Source organism: Microbacterium sp. ISL-59, assembly GCF_018613945.1.
GTDB lineage: Bacteria > Actinomycetota > Actinomycetes > Actinomycetales > Microbacteriaceae > Microbacterium > Microbacterium oxydans_B.
The window spans coordinates 598,822-622,098 of sequence record NZ_JAGGPG010000002.1 but is presented as its reverse complement, the minus strand read 5'-3'; the positions used below and the strand labels follow the sequence as shown (position 1 = coordinate 622,098).

The window sequence follows — 23,277 nt, the reverse complement described above, 5'->3', positions numbered from 1 at the left end:
CACTCATGACAATGACCCCCGAGCAGGCCGCCTGGTTCCAGGGCACCTTCCAGCGACTGGTCGAGAACATCGACAAGGCGGTGCAGGGCAAGAAGGAGATCGTCGGTCTCGTGATGGCGTCGATGCTCGCCGAGGGCCACGTGCTCCTCGAGGATGCGCCCGGCACCGGCAAGACGAGCCTCGCCAAGGCGCTCGCGGCGACCGTGCAGGGCACCAGCGCGCGCATCCAGTTCACGCCAGACCTGCTGCCGTCCGACGTCACGGGTGTGACGATCTACGACCAGCAGTCGCACCGGTTCGAGTTCCACAAGGGACCGATCTTCGCGTCGATCGTGCTGGCCGACGAGATCAACCGTGCCTCGCCGAAGACGCAGTCGGCGCTGCTCGAGGTCATGGAGGAGTCGCGGGTCACGGTCGACGGCGTCACGCACGAGGCCGGTCGCCCGTTCCTCGTCATCGCCACGCAGAACCCGATCGAGCAGGCGGGAACCTACAAGCTCCCCGAGGCCCAGCTCGACCGCTTCCTGATCAAGACGTCGATCGGGTACCCCGACCTCGCGGTCACGGAGAGCATCCTCGCCGGAGCATCCGACCGCAACCCGTCGGCCGGCCTCTCGGCGATCATCACCACGAGCGCCGTCGCCGACATGGCCGACCTCGCTGCGACCGTGCACGTCGAGCCGGCCGTGCTGCGCTATGTGGCGGAGCTTGCCGAGGCGACCCGTGAAGACGGCGCGATCCGCCTGGGCGTCTCGGTGCGTGGTGCGATCGCGATGATCCGCATCGCCAAGGTGTGGGCCGCCGCGCAGGGCCGCCACTTCGTGCTGCCCGACGACATCAAGGCCCTCGCGCGGCCGGTGTGGCAGCACCGTCTGCTGCTCGACGCCGAGGCGGAGTTCGCCGGCACGAGCAGCGACACCGTCATCGCCCGCGTGCTCGACGGCGTTGCGGCACCCCAGGCCCGAGCAGCGGCCTGATGACCGCGGAGGCTCTTCAGGCGGCGCCGCCGCAGACGGAACGCGACGCCGGATGGCGTGACATCGCGGCCGTCATCGGCGCGCGCGTGCTGACGCGCCTCCGGAAGATCACCGCGGCGATCCGCCCGCTGGCCTGGGTGCTGATGGCCATCGCCGTCGGCTTCTGGGTGATCGGGCAGATCGCCGGCTGGTCGGAGTTCACGATCGCCGCGGTCGTGATCGCGATCGCCGTGGGCGTGTGCGCGCTGTTCCTGATCGGCCGCACCGCCTACGACGTCTCGCTCGACCTCGCCCGCACCCGCGTGGTCGTGGGGGAGCGCGCAGTCGGCGCCCTCACCCTGACCAACCGCGGCAGCAGGGCCATCCTGCCCTCGCGCGTCGTGCTCCCCGTCGGCTCCGGCCGCGGTGAGTTCGGCATCCAGCGGCTCGCACCGGGGGAGGAGGCGGAGGAGCTCTTCGCCATCCCCACCCAGCGACGCGGCGTGGTCAAGGTCGGTCCGGTGAGCGTCGTCCGCGGCGACCCGCTGGGTCTCTTCGAGCGCGCGCACCGCCGTGACGATCCGGTCGACCTGTTCGTGCACCCGCGCACCGTGCTGTTCGACGGCCAGTCGCTCGGCTACCTGCGCGACCTCGAGGGGCTTCCGGCTGCCGACCTCTCCCGCGACGACGTCTCCTTCCACGCGCTCCTGGAATACCAGCCCGGCGACGACCTGCGTCACGTGCACTGGAAGTCCACCGCCCGGACGGGCACGATGATGGTCCGTCAGTACGAGGAGACCCGTCGCTCGCACTTCGTGATCGGTCTGTCCCGCTCCCTCAACGACTACGCCACGGCCGACGACTTCGAGCTCGGCATCTCGGCCGCGGGCTCGATCGGCCTTCGCGCCCTCCGCGACTCGCAGCGCGTCGACGTGCGCGTGCAGGGCCGCGAGCTGCCCGCCGGCACCGGCAAGCAGCTGCTCGACTCCCTCGCCGCCGTCGAGAACAGCAAGGCGAAGGAGGGCGGTATCGCCGACCTCGCCGGCATCGTCTCGGCGACCATGCCGCTCGCCAGCGTGGTGGTGCTCGTGTGCGGCTCCCGCGTGCCCTCCGACGACCTCCGCCTCGCCTGCTCGCGCCTGCCCTTCGGCGCCAAGGTGCTCGCCATCGTGACCGACACGACCGCGACCGCACCGACGCTGCGGCGCATCGGCGATGCCGACGTCGTCACGGTCGGCGCCCTCGAACAGGTCCCCCTCGCTCTGCAGAAGGTGCTCGCATGACCGCGCCCGCCACCGCGTCCGCCACGTTGACCCCGCGCCGCTGGATCCTCGATCTCGGAGCGACCGCGCTCCTGGTCGCGACGTCGATGGTCGGGTTCTGGCCGACCTTCGCGGGGCCCTCGTTCCTCCCCGCCGTCATCGGCGGCATCCTGCTCGGCCTCGCGATCGCGGCCGTCGCCACGTGGCGTCGCTGGGGCATCCTGATCATCGCGGGACTCACCGTCGCCGCGTACTTCGTGTTCGGCGCGGCGTTCGCGCTGCCGCAGACCGCGATCCTCGGATTCATCCCCACGCTCGAGACGCTGCAGAAGCTCGCGTTGGGCACGGTCACCGCCTGGAAGCAGATGCTCACCACGGTCGCTCCCGTGGCGGCGGCCGACGGGCACCTGATCGTCCCGTTCCTGCTGGCGCTCGTGGTGACCACGCTGACCGCCTCGCTCGCACTGCGTCTGTCGCAGGTCGCGTGGGCGCTGCTGCCGGCCGGCGTACTGCTCATGCTCGTGATCGCGCTGGGCACCCCGGAGCCGGCCTTCCCCCTCGTGCAGGGGCTCGTGTTCGCCGTGGTGAGCATGTCGTGGCTGGCACTGCGTCAGCTCTGGGCGCCGCAGAACATGGCCGTCTCGGTGAGCGAGCTCGACCCGTCCCGCGCGTCGCACATGCGCACCCGGCGCCTGCTGGCCGGAGTCGCCGTGCTGGCCGTCGCGGGTGGAGCGGGCGTCGCCACGGCCGCGGTCGCGACCCCCGCGCAGCCGAGGCACGTGTTCCGTGACGTCATCATCCCGCCGTTCGACATCCGCGACTACCCGAGCCCGCTGCAGGCCTTCCGCAAGAACGTGCGCGATGAGGCCGAGGAGACGCTCTTCACCGTGCAGGGTCTGCCCAAGGGCGCCCGCATCCGCACGGCCGTGATGGACCAGTTCGACGGCATGGTCTACAACGTCACCGACGGCGGTCCGACGTCGTCGAGCGCGTTCGCTCCGCTGCGGTCGAACATGGCCCCGGAGGCCGAGGGCGTGCCCGTCACGCTGAAGTTCGAGATCGACGAGTATCGCGGCGTGTGGATGCCGACGGCCGGCGAGCTGTCGGAGATCCGGTTCGACGGCGACCGCGCCGAGGACCTGCGCCGCGGCACCTTCGTCAACACGGTGACCGGCACGGCCGTGGCCACCCCGAAGCTGACCGGGGGCGACGAGTACGCGGTCGACGCGGTGATGCCGAGCGAGCCCGACGACGAGCAGCTGGCAGAGGTGGCGTTCGGCAAGGTGTCGATGCCGAAGCCCAGCAACGTGCCGGAAGAGCTGACCTCGCTGGCCGCCGAGACCGTGGCGGGTGCCGAGACGCCGATCGAGCAGGTGCGGGCGCTCGAGACCTTCCTCTCCGAGGGCGGCTTCTTCAGCCACGGCCTCGAGGGCGAGGTGCTGTCGCGTGCCGGCCACACTGCCGAGCGCATCTCGACGCTCGTCGGCGCCGACCAGATGATCGGCGACGACGAGCAGTACGCCGTGGCGATGGCCCTGCTTGCCGGGCAGCTCGACATCCCCGCCCGCGTCGTCATGGGGTACTACCCCGACGAGGAGCAGGCGGGAGAAGCGGTCTTCACCGCCACCGGCGACAACGTGCACGCCTGGGTCGAGGTCAACTTCGAGGGCGTCGGCTGGATGACGTTCAACCCGACCCCGCCCGAGGACCAGGTCCCCAACGACCAGAACACCAAGCCCCGCGTCGACCCGAAACCGCAGGTGCTGCAGCCGCCGCCCCCGCCGCAGGAGCCGGTCGACCTGCCGCCGACGCTGCCCGACGACCGCGAGTCGGAGGACGAGAGCCTGAACCTCGCCGGCATCATCGGCGCGATCCTGCTCATCGGCGGGATCTCGCTCGCGGTGATCGCCGTGCTCGCCTCGCCGTTCATCGTGATCGGCGCATGGAAGGCCGCCAAGCGCCGTTCCCGTCGCGCCGCCGCCCGTACCTCCGACCGCATCAGCGGCGGCTGGGACGAGCTGACCGACCGCGCCGTCGACTACGGAGCGCGCCTGGCCCCCGGCGGCACCCGCATCGAAGAGGCCGCCGTCGTGGCGTCTTCCCTGACTGTCCCGCAGGTCACCGAGCTGGCCGAGCGCGCCGACGCCGAGGTGTTCGGTCCTGCCGAGCCCAGCCCGCAGGACGTGGAGTCGTTCTGGCACGAGGTCGATGAGATCGTCGGCGGACTCGGCAAGGAGGCCGGCTTCTGGAAGCGCGTCAAGGCGCGACTGAGCGTGCGGTCCCTGGTCGGCGGCACCGCGGTCTCGAACGGCCTGCAGAATCTGAAGGAAGCGGCCGCCGCGCGCGTTCGTCGCGAACCTGGCACCATCAAGAACAGCACGACGACTTCGTCCTCCGAGAGTGAGACCCCATGACGCAGCCAGCGCTCGATCAGATCGCGCCGATCTCCCGTCGCGCGGTCGCCTACGTCATCGACGCCCTGATCGCCGGCGGACTCGGCCTCCTTCTCGGCGGTGGCCTGCTGCTCGCCTCGATGCTCTCGGGCGGACTCGAGGCCTCGATCACCGTGCTGCTCATCGGCGGCCCCGTCGTGAGCCTGGTGCTGCTCGCCTGGTTCATCGTGTACACCGTCATGCAGGCGGGAAGGGGCTCGATCGGGATGCGGGCGAAGGGGCTGCGCCTGGTCTCCGCCGCCGACGGAGAGCCCCTCGGGTTCGGACGCACGCTGCTCCGCAACATCATCTTCGGCCTCGCCGGAGCCATCGTCGTCGGATACTTCAGCCCGCTGTTCGACGGCTCGGGCCGCTTCCAGGGATGGCATGACAAGGTCGCGTCGTCGCTGATGCTCGATGCCACGGTGCCGGCACCGGTACCCGTCGTCGAGGAGGCACCGGTGCCCGAGGCACCGCCGCTCCTGCCGGCACCGTCGTTCGAGCGCCTTCCTCCGGCACCGATGCCGGGATTCGCTCCGGCGGTGCATCCCGCACCGGCACCCGCGCAGGCCGCGGAGCCGACCCCGCCCGCTGCTCCGGCGCCGGTCGCCCGGAGCTACACGGCCCCGGTGCAGGACTCGGGCATGATCGCCTATGTCCCCGGTGTCACCCAGCCCTCCTCGCCCGCGAAGGCTCCTGCGCCGGCAGCCCCGGTCGCTCCGGCAGCTCCTGCCGTCGCGAGCGCTCCGCCCGCACCGGTCGCTGCTGCGCCCGCACCGGTCGCGGCTCCGCCCGCACCGCCGGCGCCCGTCGCCGCCCCTCCGATTCCCCCCGCACCCGCACCCGCGGCACCGCCCGTGCCGCCCGCGCCGGTGACGCAGGCAGCACCGCCGGCACCGCCTGTCCTTCCGACCGCACCCGCCGCCGCAGCACCGACTGCCTCCGCACCCGTGACGGCCGACGATGACCTCGAAGAGACCCGCATCAGCATCCCGGGTCACCGACTGGTGTTCACGTGGGACGACGGGACGCGCATCCCCGTCTCGCGTCGCACGGTGTTCGGGCGCAACCCCGCTCCGGAAGAGGGCGTCGTGGTCGTGCCCGTGCGCGACGAGACCCTCTCGCTGTCGAAGACGCATTTCGAGGCCGCGGCCGAGACCTCGGGCGGCTGGATCCTCGACCGTCACTCCACAAACGGGCTGACCCTCGTGCGCGAGGGCCAGCGCATCTCCTGCCCCGCAGGCCAGCGCGTGCCGATCAAGCTCGGCGACGTGATCGAGATCGGCGACCGCGTCGTCATGGTCGGAGGATACGCATGACCCGTCCGCTCATCGTCGCCACGGGCGCCGCGACCCATTCGGGCCTGCGCCGCCCGCTCAACGAGGACTCGTACATGGCGAGCCCGCCGCTGTTCCTCGTCGCCGACGGCATGGGCGGGCACGAGGCGGGCGAGCGCGCGAGCGCGACCGTCATCGACGAGTTCGCGCGCTACATCGGCCGGGTCGACCTCGAGCTGGAGGATCTACTCGAGGCGCTGGCCCGGGCCCGGTCGGCCGTCGAAGCCCTGTCCACCGACGGCAGCGGCCGGGCGGGCACCACGCTGAGCGGCGTCGTCGTCGCCTCGGTCGAGGGGATGGGCTACTGGCTCACCGTGAACATCGGCGACTCGCGCACCTACCGCCTCGCCGACGGCGAGCTCGAGCAGATCAGCGTCGACCACTCGGTCGTGCAGGAACTCATCGAATCGGGTGAGCTCACCGCCGCGGAGGCGGCCACGGATCGTCGTCGCAACATCATCACGCGGGCGATCGGCGCCAGCAGCACCGGCGACGCCGACTACTGGCTCTTCCCGGCAGAGCTCGGCGATCGGATGCTCATCTGCTCCGACGGTCTGACTACCGAGGTGTCCGACGAGCGGATCACGCAGATCCTGGCCGCCGAGCCCGACCCGCAGCGGGCGGCCGACATTCTGGTCGACGAGGCCGTGCAGGCGGGCGGTCGCGACAACATCACCGTGGTCATCGTCGATGCCGTGTCGGTGGCGGCGCGCCGGGGGGCGCTCCTCCAGGCCGACGACGTCGACGCCGACACGCGTCCACGAGAAGCCGCAGCAGGAGGGGTTCGCTGATGCAGACGATCTACCGACCGGGACAGTGGTACCTGATCGTGATTCCGGGCGCCCTGGTGGCGCTGCCACCCGACGCGACGGGTGAGACGGTCGCCGCGCTGTGGGATCGGCTGCCGCGCGAGCGGAGCCTCGCCACGGTCATCGACGTGCTCACGACGCAGGCGGGCGGTTCGTTCGCCGACATGCCGCCGTTCGTCGCGGCCGTACTGGAGGGCACCGACGCCAGGGTGGCCGTGCGCGGCTCGCTCGCCGTGCGGGTCACCGGCGCGGATGCCGAGGCGCAGACGTTCTCCGGCGCCGACGTCACCACGTGGAGCGAGCGCTTCGTTCCGGGGGTCTCGAAGGTGGAGATCACGGTCGACGAGGGCGGCTCCGGATCCGCGCTTCCCGTGCAGAGCGGCATCGTCCTCGCGGCAGCCGTGAGCGCCGACATCGAGCCGGCCGACGCCGAGGCGATCTCGGTCGCCGCGGGCCCCGCGCCCGTGCTCGATCCGGCGTCCGCACCGGCGTCCGTGCCCTCCGTCGTCCCTGCACCTCCGGCTCCGGTGGCCGGCACCTCGGTGCCGCTGCCGCCGCCTCCCGGGGTCGGGGCCGTGCCCGCGGTATCGGTGCCGGCGCCCGACGCCGCATCCGATCTGCCCACCGTGCCCCCGAGCGCCGACGACGAGACACCGGATGCCGACTCCGATGCCGATTCCGAAGCCGCGGCAGAGGTCGCCGACGCCGACATGATCGAGTCGACGCTGGTGCCGGGGGAGTCGACGTTCGCTCCGCCCGTCGACGAGTTCGACCACCTGTGGGGCGCGACCGTGCACACGCCGATCGAGGCCGCCGCGGTCCGCCCGAGCGAGGAGCCGGAGACGCCCGCCGTCGACGCCGGCCCCGCGACCGGCGATCACGACGGGGCGACGATCTCGGCCGAAGAACTCCGCAGTCTGCGGCAGAGCGCCCCCGCGGCGCCCGAGGCTCCGACGGAGGTCATCCCGGTGGCCGCTGCGGCCCCGGCATCCACGGGGCGCATCCGGGTGTCGTCGGGGCAGGTCGTGGCCCTCGACCGGACGGTCATCATCGGACGCCGACCGCGCTCCACCCGCGCGAGCGGGGCGAACCTGCCGCATCTGATCGCGGTGGACAGCCCGCAGCAGGACATCTCGCGCAGTCACCTCGAGATCCGTCCGGAGGGTGACACGGTCGTGGTCATCGACCTGCACACCACGAACGGCTCGACGCTGCTGCGTCCCGGCGCCGACCCCATGCGCCTGCACCCCGGTGAGCAGACTCTCGTCCTGTCCGGGGATGTGGTGGACCTCGGCGACGGGGTGACCGTCGCGTTCGAGGACCTGCCGTGAACCGACGCCCCTCGCCGCCGCCCGCGCTGCCCGGCTTCACCTATGTGGAGCCGCTGGGCACGGGTGGGTTCGCCGACGTGTTCCTGTATGAGCAGGAGATGCCGCGACGTCGCGTCGCGGTGAAGGTGCTGCTCGCCGACCGCATCTCCAGCGGTGCGGCGCAGGAGTTCGCCGACGAGGCGAACGTCATGGCGATGCTGTCGACGCATCCGGCGATCGTCACGATCTACCAGGCGGGCGTCGCCGGCGACGGCCGTCCGTACCTGGTGATGGAGTACTGCCCGCGGCCGAACCTGCAGATCCGCTCCCGCAAGGAGCCGTTCTCGGTGGCCGAGGCGCTGCGCGTCGGCATCCAGGTGGCCGGAGCGGTCGAGACCGCCCACCGTGCCGGGGTGCTGCACCGCGACATCAAGCCGGCGAACATCCTCGTCACCGAGTACAACCGTCCGGCGCTGACCGACTTCGGCATCGCCTCGACGACCGGTGCGACCGGTGAGTCCTCCGGGATGTCGATCCCGTGGTCGCCGCCGGAGTCGTTCGCCGAGCCGCCGCAGAGCGGTCCTCGTACCGACGTCTGGGCGCTCGGTGCCACGCTGTACACGCTGCTGGCCGGACGCTCCCCGTTCGAGCGGCCGGGTGAGCGCAACTCCAGCGCCGACCTGATCGAGCGCATCGAACGCGCCGCCCTGCCGAATCTGGCCCGCCCCGATTCGCCCGACAGCCTGCAGCGTCTGCTCGACCGCGCGATGGCGAAGAACCCCGACGACCGCTTCCCGAGCGCCGTCGCCTTCGCCCGCGCGCTGCAGAAGGTGCAGATCGAGCTCTCGCACTCGGTGACGCCGATCGACATCGTCGACGATCACCCGCCGGCGGAGGATCTGGAGGATGACGGCGACGGTCTCACCCGCGTGCGGGAGATCGTCAGCATCGATCCGGGGATGCAGAGCGCGACGCGCCCGTCGGCGATGACGCAGCCGAAGGGTCCGTCGGTCGTGGTGCCCGACGCTCCGCGCTTCGAGATGCCGCCGCGTCCCGAGCCGGCCGTCGAGCAGACGCAGCGTCGCCGGGAGGCGGAGCGAACCGCGCCGGGTGCGACTCCGCCGCCGATCGCCCCTGTCATGCCCGATCGCGACGACCGCACCATCGTGCGGCCGCCGCAGGTCGTGCAGCCGCAGGCGCCGGTCGCGACGCCCCGGATCGAGCCGGCGCCGGCCGCCGCACCCGCCCCGGTCGCCGAGGCGGCCGACCACCCGCAGCGCAGCCGCAGGGGACTGTGGATCACTCTGGCCGCCGTGGCGGCCGTCGTCGTGGTCGTCGGCGGGATCTTCGGCCTGAACGCCCTGGTCGCGAACCTCGGCACCGAGCCCCAGCCCGAGGCCACTGCACAGGAGGTCGACCCGCAGGACCCGGTGTCCGACGCCGTACCCAAGGTCACCGAGCTCACCGGCACGCGGCAGGGCGACCAGGTGACCTTCACGTGGACGAACCCCGATCCGGTCGAGGACGACAGCTTCATCTGGTCCGAGACGGGTGGTGCGGCAGACGGCGCCGTCCGGCAGGCGCCCGACGAGACGGTCACGTTCACCCCCGCGTCGTCGGGCGAGGTGTGCATCGAGGTGATGCTGCGTCGCGGCGACGGACGCGCCTCCGAACCCGCCACGGGGTGCGTCGGATGACCGCGCCCGCGGCAGTCACCGTCGAGTTCGCGGGGGAGTACTTCCCGATCGAACCGGGGAGCCGCTTCATCGTCGGGCGCGAGGGAGACCTCGAACTCGACGACAACCTCTTCCTGCATCGCCACTTCCTCGAGATCAGCGACGGCGAGGGGCTCTGGTGGCTCGCGAACGTCGGCACGCGTCTCACCGCGACCGTGACCGATTCGGCGGGCGGCGTGCAGGCATGGCTCGCCCCCGGTGCACGGCTGCCCCTGGTGTTCGAGACCACGACGATCGTGTTCAGCGCCGGTCCCACCACGTACGAGCTGGTGCTGCATGCCGCCGAGCCGACGTTCCGCGCCACCAAGCGCGAGCACGACGACGGCGGAGCCTCGACCATCGGCGATGTGCCGCTGACGCTGAGTCAGAAGCTGCTGATCCTCGCACTGGCCGAGCCGCAGCTGCGTCGCGACGGCACCGGCATGAGCGAGATCCCGTCGTCGGCCAAGGCTGCGGAACGGCTCGGCTGGACGGTCACCCGCTTCAACCGCAAACTCGACAACGTATGCGACAAGTTCGACCGCATCGGCGTGCCGGGCATGCGCGGTGGTCAGCGCAGCTTCGCGACCAACCGGCGCGCGCGCCTGGTCGAGCACGTCATCGCCTCACGGCTGGTGAGCAAAGACGACCTCCCGCTGCTGGATGCCCCGCAGCCGAGTGAGGCAGAGGGAGAGAACGAGTGAAGGTACGGCTGACCCTGCTCCGTCAGGGCGCGGCATCCAGCGATATCGAGGTCACCGCCGAGAACACGGCGACGATCGGCGAGATCGCCGCGATGATCGTCCGGGCGGATCCGCTCGGATCCTTCGCCACCGCTGATCCGACCGCGGTGACGCTCGAGGCGTACAGCTCGGTGGTCGCCGGCTCCGGTGACCTGCTCGCGCCGGAGTCGACCTTCGCGCACGTCGGTCTCGCTCACGGAGCGACCGTCCGTGTGGTCCCCGCCACCTACCAGCAGCGCCCGGTGATCGGTCGCATGGAGGTCGGCACGGGGCCGGGAGCGCGATCGATCGCGCTCACCCGCGGCACGATCGTGCTCGGTCGAGACGACTCGTGCGACGTCGTGATCGACGATCCGCTGGTGTCCAAGCGGCATGCGCGGCTCGAGATCGGCGATCGCGTCGAGATGATCGACCTGAACTCCGCCAACGGCATCCTGATCGACGGGGCCTCGGTCGTGCGTCTGGTCGCCGCCGAGGGGGAGCTCGCCGTCGTGATCGGCGACACCCCGATCACGGTCAAGGTCGAGGCCGATGCCGCAGCGCCCTCGCCGGCCGTCGCCTCGATCCGCCAGGTCGAGTTCGTGCGATCGCCGCGCGTCGAGGAACGGTACCTCGGTGAAGAGCTCGACGGCACGGATCTGCCGGTCCCCGCGCGCAAGCAGCCGTTCCCGATGCTCGCACTGGTCGCCCCGGTGCTCATGGGTGGTGCGATGTTCGCCTTCACCCAGAGCCCCATGTCGCTGATGTTCGTGGCCCTGTCGCCGCTGCTCATGATCGGCACCTGGGTCACGACGAGGAACCAGAACAAGCAGGAGCTCGAAGAGGACAAGAAGCGGTTCGAGGAGCAGCTGGAGCGCCTGGACGCCCGACTGCAGAGCGAGCGCGAACGCGAGATCGACGTGCGTCGCCGCGAGGTTCCGCTGCTGCGCGAGGTCAGCGACGCCGCGCTCGCGGCCGGATCCACCATCTGGACGCGTCGTGCCGAGCACTGGTCGTTCCTGCACGTGCGGCTCGGCATCGGCGACACCGGCTCCCGCAGTTCCGTGAAGGATTCCAACGGCCGGGATCGTGCGATCCCCGAGTACGTGGAGAAGCTCGACGCGGTGATCGATTCCACCAGGATCGTGCCGCAGGTGCCGATCCTCGAAGACCTCAAAGACGTCGGCGCGCTCGGCATCGCCGGCCTCGGCGGCCGTTCCACGGGCTACGCCAGAGCGCTGCTCGCGCAGATCGCCGGCCTGCACGCGCCCGGCGATCTCGGCGTCGTCGGTCTGTGGGGTCCGCGCTGGGGTGCGCAGCTCGCCGACGCGAAGTGGCTGCCGCACGCCTGGTCGGCACAGGCCGTTCTCGGCGTGCAGCCGATCGGCGACGGCCCGTCGTCGGCCGGGCAGATCGTCGCTCGTCTCGAAGAGCTCATCGACAACCGCTCCAGCCGTGGCGGCGAAGCCGTGGAACTTGGTGCGCTGCAGGCCGAGAAGGCCGCGACGAACAGCGGCTCGAAGGTCGGCGAGGACTCCTCGCGCAACCGCAGCGACTCGGTGCCGAAGCCGGCGATCGTCGTGCTCATCGCCCCGGATGCGCCCATCGACCGCGGACGCCTCATCCAGCTCTCCGAGCGCGCCGCCATGCGCGGGATCTTCCCGGTGTGGCTCACCGAAGACGCAGCCGCCCTCCCTGCATCCTGCCGCACGTTCGTGGAGCTCGGTCAGACCGACAGTGCGCACTTCGTGCGACTCGGCGAGACGGTCGAGAACCTCTCCGTCGATGAGCTCACGCGCGAGCAGTTCGCCGTCTTCGCCCGCGCCCTGGCCCGACTGACCGACGCCGGCGAGGTGGCCCTCGACCGCAGCGACGTGCCGCGGACCATCTCGATGCTGCACCTGCTGGGGCGCGACATGGCCACCCAGCCCGAGAGCGTCGTCGACCGCTGGACCCAGAACGACTCGCTCCATTCCCGGCGCAAGTCGGGGTCGGCGCGGCGCTACCAGCCGAAACTGCGCGCCCTGGTCGGCGCCGGCGCGGAGGGCGCGCTGCAGCTCGATCTGCGTCAGCAGGGACCGCACGCCCTCGTGGGTGGCACGACGGGATCCGGCAAGAGCGAGTTCCTGCAGGCGTGGGTGCTCGGCATGGCGACCGAGTACAGCCCGGAGCGGCTGACGTTCCTGTTCGTCGACTACAAGGGCGGCTCGGCGTTCGCCGACTGCACGAGCCTGCCGCACTGCGTCGGCATCGTGACCGACCTGAACGAGCACCTCGTGCGCCGCGTGCTGGTGAGCCTCCGGGCCGAACTGCACTACCGCGAGCACCTGTTCAACCGCAAGAAGGCCAAGGACATCCTCGAGCTCGAGCGCGCCGGAGACCCGCAGGCCCCGCCCGCGCTGGTACTCGTGATCGACGAGTTCGCCGCCCTCGCCAAGGAGGTCCCGGAGTTCGTCGACGGCGTGATCGACATCGCGCAGCGCGGTCGTTCGCTGGGCATCCACCTCATCATGGCCACGCAGCGTCCGGCCGGCGTCATCAAGGACAACCTGCGGGCGAACACGAACCTCCGTGTCGCCCTGCGCATGGCCGACGAGACCGACAGCAACGACGTCATCGGCACGAAGGACGCCTCGCTGTTCGATCCGGGCACACCGGGTCGAGGTATCGCGAAGACCGGCCCGGGCCGCATGACCCTGTTCCAGTCCGCCTACGCCGGTGGCTGGAGCCTCGGCGAGAGCGACGGCGTCGATGTGGCGATCGCCTCGTTCGGCACCACCGACCAGGGACCGTGGGAGCTGCCCATCGACGAGAACGCGGTCGTGGTCGATGAGGACCTCGGTCCGAACGACCAGCAGCGCCTCGTCAGCACGATGGTGCTCGCCGCGCAAGCAGCACAGGTCGAGAAGCCGCGTCGGCCGTGGCTCGACGAGCTGGCACCGACGTTCGACCAGCTCAAGCTGCCGCAGCGTACGGACGCTGCCCTGCTGCTCGGCGTGGTCGACCAGCCCGAACGCCAGGAGCAGGTGCCGTTCCACTTCCTGCCCGACACCGAGGGCCACATGGTGATCTACGGCACCAGCGGCGCGGGCAAGAGCGCCGCGCTGCGCACCCTCGCGGTGTCGGCCGGCATCACCCCGCGCGGCGGCCCCGTGCACGTCTACGGGCTCGACTTCGGCTCCGGCGCGCTGCGGATGCTGGAGCCGCTGCCGCACGTGGGCTCGGTCATCTCGGGCGACGACGCCGAGCGCGTGGCCCGGCTGTTCGCGACCCTGCGCAGCGAGCTCGACCGTCGTGGCGACGCCTACTCCGCGGTGGGCGCGGCGACGCTGACCGAGTACCGGGCGCTGTCCGGCAAGTCCGACGAGCCGCGCATCGTGGTGCTCATCGACGGCTTCGCGGCGTTCCGCAACGACTACGAGGCCGTGATCGGCCGCTCCGACACCTACAACGCCCTGCAGGAGGTGCTCTCCGACGGACGAGCGGTCGGCATCCACGTGGTGCTGTCGGCCGACCGGTTCCAGAGCATCCCCAGCGCGCTGAACGCGATGATCCAGCGCCGCGTGGTGCTGCGCATGTCCGACACCGACGCGTACAACATCCTCAACGTCCCCAAGGACGTGCTGAACCCGGAGTCGGTACCCGGACGCGCGATCGTCGGCGAGAACGAGGCGCAGATCGCGATCGTCGGGGGCACGCGCAGCATGAAGGAGCAGTCCCTCGCGATCGAGCGGATGGCGGCATCCATGTCGCGCCGCGGCGTTCCGGATGCTCCGCCGGTGCGGGCGCTCCCGCTGAGCTACCGCATCGACGAGGTCCCCGCTCTTCTCGGCGACCAGCTGGTCGTCGGACTCTCCGACGCCGACCTCGGTCCGTTCGGGATCGAGCCGACCGGCACGTTCGTGATCGCCGGTCCTCCCGCGAGTGGGAAGAGCAATGCCCTCGCCGCGATCACCCAGCAGATGCTGCGGGCGCGGCCGGGCACACCGACGCTGTACCTCGGGTCGTCGCGCTCGCCGGTGAAGAACGCGGTGGCGTGGACGGCTTCGGCGGCCGACGGCATCAGCGGCACCGCGGCGGTCGCCGAGATCGTCGAGAAGGCCGAAGCGGGTCTCAAGCCCGTCGTGGCCGTCGAGGGCGTGGCGGAGTTCGCCTCGTCGCTGCTGGAGATGCCGCTGTCCGACCTGGTCAAGAGGGCCGGCCGCGGCGAGTTGCTGCTGCTGTTCACGGGCGACACGAGCGAGTGGACGAGCAACTTCGGTCTGCTCGGCGAGATCAAGCAGTCGCGCCGCGGGGTGGTGCTCCAGCCCGAGACGATCGACGGTGAACTCGTGCTCAAGGCGCCGCTGCCGCGGATCGGTCGGGGCGAGTTCCCGGTGGGTCGTGCGGTGCTCGCGCAGCGCGGAAAGGTGGTGCGTGTGCAGTTCCCGCTCGTCATCCCCGAGACCGTCTGAGCGCACATCCGAGACCGATGGGGACTTCTCCCCATTTGCAGACCAGGACCGCTTCGTTAGTCTCGAAGCACAAGAACTCTCCGGCACCCGCCGGGGCGACCGGAAGGTAACACCATGACGAACCTCAAAGTCAGCTACGCCGACATGAAGGATGCTGCTGGCCGTCTCCGCACGGGCCAGCAGGACATCGAAACGCAGCTGAAGAACCTCCGCGCATACGTCTCGCAGCTCGTCTCGGGCGGCTTCGTGACCACGTCCGCCTCTGGTGCGTTCGACGCGTCGTACGCGCAGTTCAACCAGGGCGCGACCGCGACCATCGCCGGCATCGAGGGCATGGCTCGCTTCCTCGACGTCGCAGCCCAGTCGCTGCAGTCGACCGACGAGCAGCTGGCCGCGCAGATCCGCCAGTAATCGCCGCACACCACACGAGGGGATGCCGACCTCGGCATCCCCTCGTGTGCGCCTGCACGACCTTCATCCATCTCCGGGGGGAACGATGAGCGACCTCACGCTCGAGAGCAGTCTGCTGGACGCGTCGCGTTCATCGATCAGCGCCGCCATCCAGACGTTCGCGAACGCCGACCGGTTCGGTGACGACGTCGCCGGGCTCACCGGCCACGGCGGCCTCTCCGGCAAGGTGCAGGACTTCGCCGGCAACTGGGATCGCAAGCGCGGCCAGCTGCAGAAGAGCCTGGAAGGCATCCGCGACACCCTGCAGGCGATCGCCGACACCTTCGGTGACCTCGACCGCAACATGGCGAAGAGCGTCACCGACGGGATGAAGCACGTCGAGCGGCCGCAGGGTGGCCAGACCGCGACGCCTCCCACCGTCGGCGGCGGTCCGGACGGCGTCATGGGGCCGACTCCTGGACCGGCTCCCGGCCCCTCGCCGGCTCCTGCACCGGCCCCCGGTCCTGCACCCGACCCGATTCCTGCGCCGTTGCCGTCTCTTCCCGAGCCCGGTATCGGTGGCGGTCCTGCGCCGGCCCCCGGTCCTGCACCTGACCCGATTCCTGCGCCGTTGCCGTCTCTTCCCGAGCCCGGTATCGGTGGCGGTCCTGCGCCGGTGCTCCCGTCGCTTCCGGATCCGATTCCTGCGCCGTTGCCGTCTCTTCCCGAGCCCGGTATCGGTGGCGGTCCTGCGCCGGTGCTCCCGTCGCTTCCCGACTTCATCGCCGACCCGCCGCGGGTCAACCTGCCGTCGCTGCCGGGTGGGATTGCTGGCCCCGACTTCCCCGACCTGATCGCGGATCCCCCGCGGGTGGATGTGCCCTCGCTTCCCGGCGCGCCGATCGCGCCCACGCCGGGCATCGGTCTCCCGACGATCGAGGCGCTGCCCATGCCCTTCCCGGTCGCCGATCCCCCGCCCGCCCCCGAGTTCGTCACCCTCCCCGCCGAAGCCGTCCTGCCTCCCGAGAACCTCATCGCGTTCTCCGAGCCGGCCGAGCGCATCGACACGGTGCTCGGCGATCTCGGCTCCCTCATCGACATGCGCAGCGAAGGCGAGGGTCTCCGATGAACGGTCTCTGGAACCAGAACGACTGGTCGCAGCTGCTCGACGGCGACCCCGGCACGCTCGAGACCCGCTCCGGTGCCCTGTCCCGTCAGGCCACCGCGATCAACGACGCCGCGCAAGCGCTGCAGGACATCGTCTCGGGTCAGCTGAGCAAGTCGACGACGGCACTGCGGTCAACGGCCGCCGAGCTGCAGACCTCGATGTCGCAGGCGTATCTGCGCTACGACGAGACCGCGTCGGCGCTGCGCACGTACGCCGTGACGCTCGCTCCCATCAAGGAGCAGGCGGCCAGGGACATCCCGGCTCTCGAAGCCGCACAGGGCCGGTTGGGCACGGCCGAGCACGCGGCCGGCGATGCGCAGCGGCGGCAGCTGTTCGAGGGGCTGAGCAACTCTCCGCAGGACGTCCGTCAGGACACGGCCGACGACCTCTCCCGCGCCGAGCGCCAGGCGACGGCCGCCCAGTCCGACATCAACGCGATCGTCGCTCGTCTCCGCGCCGGAGTGCAGAGCAAGGAGGATGCGGCCCAGGCCGCCATCCGTACGATCGAGAGCGTCATCAGCCAGGGCAAGGACTCGGTCCTCGACAACATCGCCCAGTTCTTCGAGGGTGTGGGCGATCTGCTCGCCGGCATCGGGCGCTGGGTGGCGGATGTCATCAAGGGCGTCCTCGACACCCTCTCCGACATCTGGAACGCTCTGCTGCCGAAGATCATGACGGTGCTGCTGCTCGCACTGATCCCGATCGTCCTCGGGCTGGCGGGACTCCTCCTGGGTGGACCGCTGCTCGGCGCCGTGCTCGCTCTCCTCGGTGGTGCTGTCGCGCTGACGATCGGCGGGGTGCTGATCACCCGCATCCTCACCGACGTGCTCGCACCCGACCCCGAGGTCACCCCCTTCGAGGTCGACGAGCGGAGCATCCCGATGCCGTCGCGATCCGACTATGCGACCGATGCCGAGTACCAGCAGGCGTTGGAGGCGTGGCGCAACCAGATGTCGACCGTCAGCGGCGCGTCTCTCGACAACGCCTTCGCGGAGGCCGGTCTGGTCGATGACCTCGGCGGCACGTCCGCCGCCGACGAGCAGGGCGTGATCCGGGTCGAACAGGTCGTCGGTGCCGATGGCGTCACCCGGTGGCGCGTTGTGCTGCCGTCGACGCAGGACTGGGTCATGAGCCTCCAGGGGATCAACGACACCGGGGCGACGAACGACCTCGACAGCAACCTCGCCCTCATGCTCACGCCCGAGCTGCAGACGCAGTACGAGCGTGCCGTGATGCAGGCGATGCAGGACGCAGGCATTAGTCCGGGCCCGAACGGCGACCCCGTGATGCTGGTCGGGTTCAGCCAGGGCGGCATCATGGCGGGGCACCTCGCGGCGAACCGGTCGAGCGCATACAACTTCGAGGCGGTGATGGCGTGCGGATCTCCCATCGATGCCATGCGCATCCCGCCGATGACGCAGGTCATCTCGATGCAGCATCAGGGCGATCCGGTGCCGATGCTCGACACGCTCACCAACGGCGCGGTGAATCCTCGGCAGGAGGACAACTGGCGCACGTTCACGCCCGTCGCGCCCGGACACCAGCCGGCCGCGATCGACGCCGGCGCGCACAACGCGGGTCTCTACAACATCAGTTGGCAGGAGCAGCTCGCGAATCTGCCCGCCGACGAGCGTGCGAGACTGGAGCAGTTCTACGCGCACGACGGTGCGACGGTCGTGACTGAAGAATATGCATGGAGTGAGTGATGTTCCGACGCCTGACACTGACCGTTGCAGGAATCGGCGTCGCCGGGTTGCTGCTGACCGGGTGCTTTCCGACCGGTGCGCCCGCGCCGGAGAAGACTCCGCCCGCATCCACCCAGGAGGCTGAAATGACCGATCCCGCACCCGTGGTCGACGCGGTGAAGGCCGCGCTCCCCGAAGCGCTCCAGGTGGAGGTGCAGCCGAATCAGGACGGCCTGACGTCGGGCTGGGTGATCGATGTCGAAGTCCCGCTCGGATACGTGGTGACGGGGGACGGCCTGACCGCGGTCCTGGTGTCGGCCTGGAAGGCTTCTGAGCCGAAGCCGGCGTTCGTGAAGTTCAACCCGTGGTCGACGTACGAGGGCAAGGAGGGCGCGATCGAGGCGCAGCGAGCGGCCGACGAGCTCGGCATCGACTGGAGCCCGAGCCTCTCCGTGGGCGTGAATGTGCCCGACTACGAGATCGAGAAGCTCGCCGGTGAGTGAGATCGCCGTCGAGGCGGCGAAGCCCGAGCTGCGCTTCCGACTCCTCGGCGCCTGGCATCCGGTGCTGCTCAACGATCTCGACAGCGGTCCGCTGGTCGCCGATTTCGTCGACGAGGTCTTCGGCCGTCGCGACGAGGATTCGACGCTGCGGGCACTGACCCGCCGTGACCTCACCGAGGCGGTGAGGAGCGCTCGCGCGCTGCACGCCAAGGCGATGTTCCTGATGACCGAACTGCGCCCCGGCACGCCGCTGCCGGTGACGCTCACGGTGTTCGAGCAGCCCGACCTGCGGATGTCTCCGGCCATCGGGGTCTCGCCGCAGGCCGTCGTCGCGACGCTCGAGAAGGTCTTCACCGAGCTGCAGCGTCCCCACCTCGACACGGCCCACCGGCTGCAGATCCCCGGATCCGCGATCCTCCGACTGCACAGCGTCGAGGAGCAGAAGCTGGCCGACGCCGAAGACCTGCGTGAGGCTCCGGAAGAGCTGGCCGCCGAGGCGGGGGCGGTCTCGATCCGTCGGCTGTCCGCCGACTACTGGTACACGGTTCCCGGCTCGAAGCAGGTGCTTCTCGTGAACCTGTCGACGCCCGTCGGCGACATCCCGCACGTGTTGCTCGGGTTCTTCGACAGCATCGTCGAGGCGTCGTACTTCGAGCTTCCGGGTGCGCCGTCGGGAGTGTCCGCCGAAGCCTGAGCGGTCGGTGCCGCCGGGCGGTCAGCGTGTGGCGGCCGCGGCGTCGGCGAGGTGCCGCGCGTTGTGGCTGAGCACCTTGACGATGATGCCGTGGCGGCGGAGTTCTGCGACCGTCCTGGCGCCCTCGTCGCTGTCGCGCCCGAGCGCGACGATCGACACGACGACCAGCACATCACCGGGACGCAGGGTGCCGATGAGGCGGGAGAGGCGGTCGCTCCAGCTCTCCAGGATGTCGGGGGCGGGGTGACGGAAGCCCTCGATGGGCACACCGAACCGCGTGAGATCGGCGCGCTGCTCCACGACCGACGGCATGTCGTCGCGGGAGACCACCAGTCCGACCAGGCGTGAGCCGTCGGGGCGGGCGAGCCAGAAGTTCCGGTTCTCCTGCAGCTCCGTGAAGCACTTCGGGCACACGGCCGCGTCATGCGGAAGGTGCAGCGGGCTCGTCAGGGCAGCATCAACGGATGCCGCCGTCGTGGGTTCGATCGTCTCGCTCATCGCGCACCTCCGCGTTCCATTCTGCCCTGTCGCGGGTGCGGATGCAGACCGTTATCAGGGGGTGCCGTTGTTCGCCGAGTCCGTGATCTCGGCTTCCTGCGTCTCGAAGGCGGTGGCCGAGTCGCGGGCGACCACGCCGGCGCCGGCGGTCATGCTCTGCAGCTGCAGGAGAGAGGCCTTGGCCCACATGGCCCAGGTGTCGGCGGCGGCCGAGACCGTGGAGCTGCCGCAGCCGGCGAGGGAGAGGTCGACGTCGAGGCTCATGCCCCATGCCGTGCTCTGGAGCGTGCTGCCGGTGGCGCCGACGGCGTCGGAGTCGAACTGGAGATCGGTCATCACGGCACCTTCACATCGTCGGGAGAATAGGTCTCGGTGGGGTCGGGCTGCGGGTCGAAGAGGGCGATGCTCGCGTCTGCGACATCACAGTCCTTCGTGGTGACGGAGTCGGTCTCGACGAGGTGGGTGTCACCGTCGCGGATCACGCGGTAGACGACCTCTCGTCCCTCGGTGGGCTCCGGAGCGGTGGTGCGGTCGGCATCCAGGTACCAGTCCTGCGCCTGGCAGACGGTCACGAGCGCCTCGTCACCCTGCTCGTCCACCGAGAGCGGGATCATCGGCACCGGGCCGGGGTAGGTGAAGAAGCGGTCGGCCTTCGCCTCGTCGCGCTGCCACTGGGCCGCAGCGTCGATGGCTTCTTCCGTCGTGGTGTCCTGCAGCTCGTCCGACGTGTAGTCGCGGGTGAACGCCGCGATGCTGAGGGCGGTGTCCGATGCGCGGACGGCCTGCACCCAGGGGCTCGACTCGAGCTCACCCGAGGGCTCACCCGACTGCCAGCTGACCGACGGCGGCTCGACCGCTGCGGGGGTGCACCCCGTCAGCGCGAGACCGATCGTCGCGATCCCGACCACTGTCAGACCCATGAGTCGACGCCTGTACTGCATTCTCAATGCCCCTCTGCCCACGACGAGCTGGCCTCGACGCCTCGCTGATAGTCCGCCAGCATCTCCTCGGCCAGATCGGTCGCCTCCGCCGGGGAGAGCCCCTCCGTCATGCCGAGATCGGCGAGCATCTGCTCGATGGTGTTGATCATCGCGATCTCGCGGCCGGAGGCGCTGTTCTGCTGCTCCTCCAACAGTACTTCGTGCGAGTTGCCCCACGCCGCCTCGGCATTGCCGAAGCCCCAGTCGGAGACGCCGCCGATGACGGCATCCTGAATCACGTCGATCGCGACGCTGCCGCCCTCGACGAGCACGTCGCCGACGGCCGGGATCGGGATCAGTCCGACGACGGTGCTCACGCCGTCGATGGCCTCCTGAACGGCCGCATCGTGACGTCCGGCTTCTCCGAGCGCGGCACCCTCCGTCGATCCGTCGAGCCACCCCTGCAGCTCGACGACCCGCTCGAGGGCGTCGGCTGCGAAGGCGCTGCCGGGAGGAGCGATGTCGGCGAGCGCGATGAGCGCATCCTGGTACTGACGCACCGACTGGGAGATGACATCCGCACCGGCCGACGGCGAGTCCCCGTCGCTCCAGGTCGCGGTGCCGAGAAGCTGAGACAGCTGCTCCTGCGTGACGTTGGGGATCGAGCGCGGGTCGCTCGTCCCGATGAGGGCGTCCTGGATCGACAGCGCGCTCGCGGTGCGGGGGTCGCTCTCGCTGAGGTTCTCCGAGAAGTACGGCATCGCCACGGAGATGCCCTCCGCGATGCGCACCTGTCCGATGCTCGTGAGGTTCTCCGGAAGGAAGCTCTCGTTGCTGGTGAGTTCCCGCACGACCTGGGTCGTGAGCTCAGCCACGCGGTCCCAGGTCTCCGGGTTGTAGGTGTGCGTCGCGTCGGCGGGTCCGCCCGAGGCCTGCTGCGCGCCGGCCCAGAGCGCTCCCGGCCCCTCGAAGCCGTCGCCGCTGCCCTCGGCGCTCCAGTCGCGGTCGCCGTACCAGTACTCGATACGTCCGGGGCCCAGGTCGCCGTCGCCGTACGGGTCGTCGCCGGTGGCGGTGAGCCAGTCCAGAGCCGCGTCGGGGTAGGTGCCGAGCGTCGAGAAGACGCGCCCGGCGAGGTCGTCGACCCGGTTGCCGTCGAGCCCGGTCGTCTCGCCCTCGAGCTGCGCGAGGATGCGGCCGCCCGCGTTCGGTGAGGTGTCGTACCACCCGCCGTTCTGCATGCTCATCGGGTCGCGCTCGATGCGGTCGATCTCGTCGGCCATGGCCACCGTGAGGTTCACGCCCAGCGGGTTGTTCTGCTCGTCCGAGAAGAGGAAGCCGATCGCGGCGACAGCGCCGCCCACGGTCGACGAGGCGCCCTCGAGCATGCTGTCGGCGAAGTCGCTGGAGGTCGACGGCATCCAGATCTGGGATCCGGTCGACAGGCCACCGCGGATCATGGTGGCCAGCGCCAGCGCCGCCGCGGGGTCGAATCCCTCGGTCATGACCGCGTCGCCCAGGTTGTCGATCATCGAGACGGTGCTCTCGCCGCCGACCTCGAGGAAGAACTGCGACATCACGAACGTGTCTTCGCCCCAGACCGAGAAGAAGTCCTGCAGGGCCTGCACGTTCTCGTCGGTCACGTCGCCCTCGGCGATCTCGTCGGCGAGGTTCGCGAACGCGTCTCCGAGGTTCTCGAAGGTGAGATCGTCGATGTCGTCGATGCCCGCGGCGCTCAGCGCCGACTGCATCTGGTCCCATCGGGCCGACGCCGGCGGCTGGAGAGCCGTGGTGAGCGTGCTGTCGGCGGTCTCGCGCTGGTCGGCGAGGGTGCGCAGCTGCTGCGCGGCCATCCGCATGTCGTAGAGACCGGGCTTGTTCCCGCTCGGCACCCAGAGGTTCGACCCCAGGGTGGCGTTCGGGGCGTTGGGGGTGAAGGTCGACGGCAGGAACGGGCTGTCCTCCTGCTCTGCGGCCTTCCACGTGGCGTAGCCGGTCGCGTACGCCTGGTGCGCCGCCGTGGTGGCGACGCGGATGCGGTCGACCTCGGTCGCATAAGAGGTGAGGGCCGTCTGCACGGCGGCGAACTCCGTCTTGAGCTCGTCGCACAGGGTCTGTGGCTTCGCCAGCGATGTGCGGAACGCGGCACCCGCGTCACCCGCCCAGATCTCCTCGGTCGTGCCGGTGGCCGCGTTCGACAGAGCCGTGCGCACGGTCTCGGTGCCGGTGTTCCGGTTGCTGACGCGTGTCGCAGCATCGTTGACCGCGCCGGTGTTCCCCCGGCCTGGATGCAGTTCGTCCCACTGAGTCATGTCGTGCGCCCCTCCTCGACGGTGTTCCCGTCCCCAGCAAATCTAGCGGGGGTGCCGAAGTCCGGCGATGGGCAGAACTCCCCATGCGATCGGCGGCGCGGCGGTCAGGC

General features: G+C 70.4%; 18 protein-coding genes. 14 read left to right on the top strand and 4 right to left on the bottom strand.

Annotation, left to right across the window (positions count from 1 at the left end):
• Window positions 1-5 precede the first annotated feature (5 nt).
• The 14 genes from J7E45_RS07150 (at window position 6) to J7E45_RS07085 (ending at window position 19,437) form a co-directional block, all read left to right on the top strand.
• A complete protein-coding gene (locus tag J7E45_RS07150; RefSeq protein WP_091032360.1) occupies window positions 6-977 on the top strand; it encodes a MoxR family ATPase in 972 nt (323 codons plus the stop codon).
• A complete protein-coding gene (locus J7E45_RS07145) occupies window positions 977-2,239 on the top strand; it encodes a DUF58 domain-containing protein (protein ID WP_215068136.1) in 1,263 nt (420 codons plus the stop codon). The genes J7E45_RS07150 and J7E45_RS07145 overlap by 1 nt, the downstream gene beginning before the upstream one ends.
• On the top strand, window positions 2,236-4,632 hold the full coding sequence (locus J7E45_RS07140) for a transglutaminase-like domain-containing protein (RefSeq protein ID WP_215068135.1): 2,397 nt from the start codon (window positions 2,236-2,238) through the stop codon (window positions 4,630-4,632). Before J7E45_RS07145 ends, J7E45_RS07140 begins: the two co-directional genes overlap by 4 nt.
• Window positions 4,629-5,969, top strand: a complete 1,341-nt coding sequence (locus J7E45_RS07135; protein ID WP_215068133.1) for an RDD family protein — start codon at window positions 4,629-4,631, stop codon at window positions 5,967-5,969. Before J7E45_RS07140 ends, J7E45_RS07135 begins: the two co-directional genes overlap by 4 nt.
• The gene (locus J7E45_RS07130) at window positions 5,966-6,778 is read left to right on the top strand and encodes a PP2C family serine/threonine-protein phosphatase (RefSeq protein WP_029261272.1); all 813 of its coding nucleotides are present in this window, start codon (window positions 5,966-5,968) and stop codon (window positions 6,776-6,778) included. Before J7E45_RS07135 ends, J7E45_RS07130 begins: the two co-directional genes overlap by 4 nt.
• Window positions 6,778-8,127, top strand: a complete 1,350-nt coding sequence (locus J7E45_RS07125; RefSeq protein ID WP_215068131.1) for an FHA domain-containing protein — start codon at window positions 6,778-6,780, stop codon at window positions 8,125-8,127. Before J7E45_RS07130 ends, J7E45_RS07125 begins: the two co-directional genes overlap by 1 nt.
• Window positions 8,124-9,803: a serine/threonine-protein kinase gene (locus J7E45_RS07120; RefSeq protein ID WP_215068129.1), complete on the top strand. Its 1,680-nt coding sequence runs from the start codon at window positions 8,124-8,126 to the stop codon at window positions 9,801-9,803. Before J7E45_RS07125 ends, J7E45_RS07120 begins: the two co-directional genes overlap by 4 nt.
• Complete coding sequence (locus J7E45_RS07115; protein WP_215068126.1) at window positions 9,800-10,525, top strand: hypothetical protein; 726 nt, start codon at window positions 9,800-9,802, stop codon at window positions 10,523-10,525. Before J7E45_RS07120 ends, J7E45_RS07115 begins: the two co-directional genes overlap by 4 nt.
• Window positions 10,522-14,997, top strand: a complete 4,476-nt coding sequence (locus J7E45_RS07110; RefSeq protein ID WP_215068124.1) for an FtsK/SpoIIIE domain-containing protein — start codon at window positions 10,522-10,524, stop codon at window positions 14,995-14,997. Before J7E45_RS07115 ends, J7E45_RS07110 begins: the two co-directional genes overlap by 4 nt.
• A gap of 114 nt (window positions 14,998-15,111) precedes the next feature.
• A complete protein-coding gene (locus tag J7E45_RS07105; RefSeq protein ID WP_017204355.1) occupies window positions 15,112-15,408 on the top strand; it encodes a WXG100 family type VII secretion target in 297 nt (98 codons plus the stop codon).
• 85 nt (window positions 15,409-15,493) lie between these two features.
• Window positions 15,494-16,516 carry a hypothetical protein gene (locus J7E45_RS07100; protein ID WP_215068122.1) on the top strand — a complete coding sequence of 341 codons (1,023 nt, stop codon included), beginning with the start codon at window positions 15,494-15,496 and terminating at the stop codon, window positions 16,514-16,516.
• Window positions 16,513-18,261 carry a hypothetical protein gene (locus J7E45_RS07095; RefSeq protein WP_215068120.1) on the top strand — a complete coding sequence of 583 codons (1,749 nt, stop codon included), beginning with the start codon at window positions 16,513-16,515 and terminating at the stop codon, window positions 18,259-18,261. The genes J7E45_RS07100 and J7E45_RS07095 overlap by 4 nt, the downstream gene beginning before the upstream one ends.
• 125 nt (window positions 18,262-18,386) lie before the next feature.
• Entirely contained in the window at window positions 18,387-18,743 is a 357-nt protein-coding gene (locus tag J7E45_RS07090) for a hypothetical protein (RefSeq protein WP_215068118.1), read from the top strand.
• Window positions 18,736-19,437, top strand: a complete 702-nt coding sequence (locus tag J7E45_RS07085) for a hypothetical protein (RefSeq protein ID WP_215068116.1) — start codon at window positions 18,736-18,738, stop codon at window positions 19,435-19,437. The genes J7E45_RS07090 and J7E45_RS07085 overlap by 8 nt, the downstream gene beginning before the upstream one ends.
• A 21-nt stretch (window positions 19,438-19,458) precedes the next feature.
• Here the strand turns inward: J7E45_RS07085 and J7E45_RS07080 are convergent, their stop codons facing one another.
• The 4 genes from J7E45_RS07080 to J7E45_RS07065 are packed head-to-tail and all read right to left on the bottom strand — an operon-like array spanning window position 19,459 to window position 23,167.
• Complete coding sequence (locus tag J7E45_RS07080) at window positions 19,459-19,935, bottom strand: recombinase family protein (RefSeq protein WP_215068114.1); 477 nt, start codon at window positions 19,933-19,935, stop codon at window positions 19,459-19,461.
• Window positions 19,936-19,989: 54 nt separating this feature from the next.
• A complete protein-coding gene (locus tag J7E45_RS07075; RefSeq protein WP_029262893.1) occupies window positions 19,990-20,271 on the bottom strand; it encodes a hypothetical protein in 282 nt (93 codons plus the stop codon).
• Window positions 20,271-20,855, bottom strand: coding sequence for a hypothetical protein (locus J7E45_RS07070; RefSeq protein ID WP_215068111.1), 585 nt, complete (start codon window positions 20,853-20,855; stop codon window positions 20,271-20,273). Before J7E45_RS07070 ends, J7E45_RS07075 begins: the two co-directional genes overlap by 1 nt.
• 23 nt (window positions 20,856-20,878) lie before the next feature.
• A complete protein-coding gene (locus J7E45_RS07065; protein WP_215068109.1) occupies window positions 20,879-23,167 on the bottom strand; it encodes a DUF6571 family protein in 2,289 nt (762 codons plus the stop codon).
• Between the last annotated feature and the right edge of the window lie 110 nt (window positions 23,168-23,277).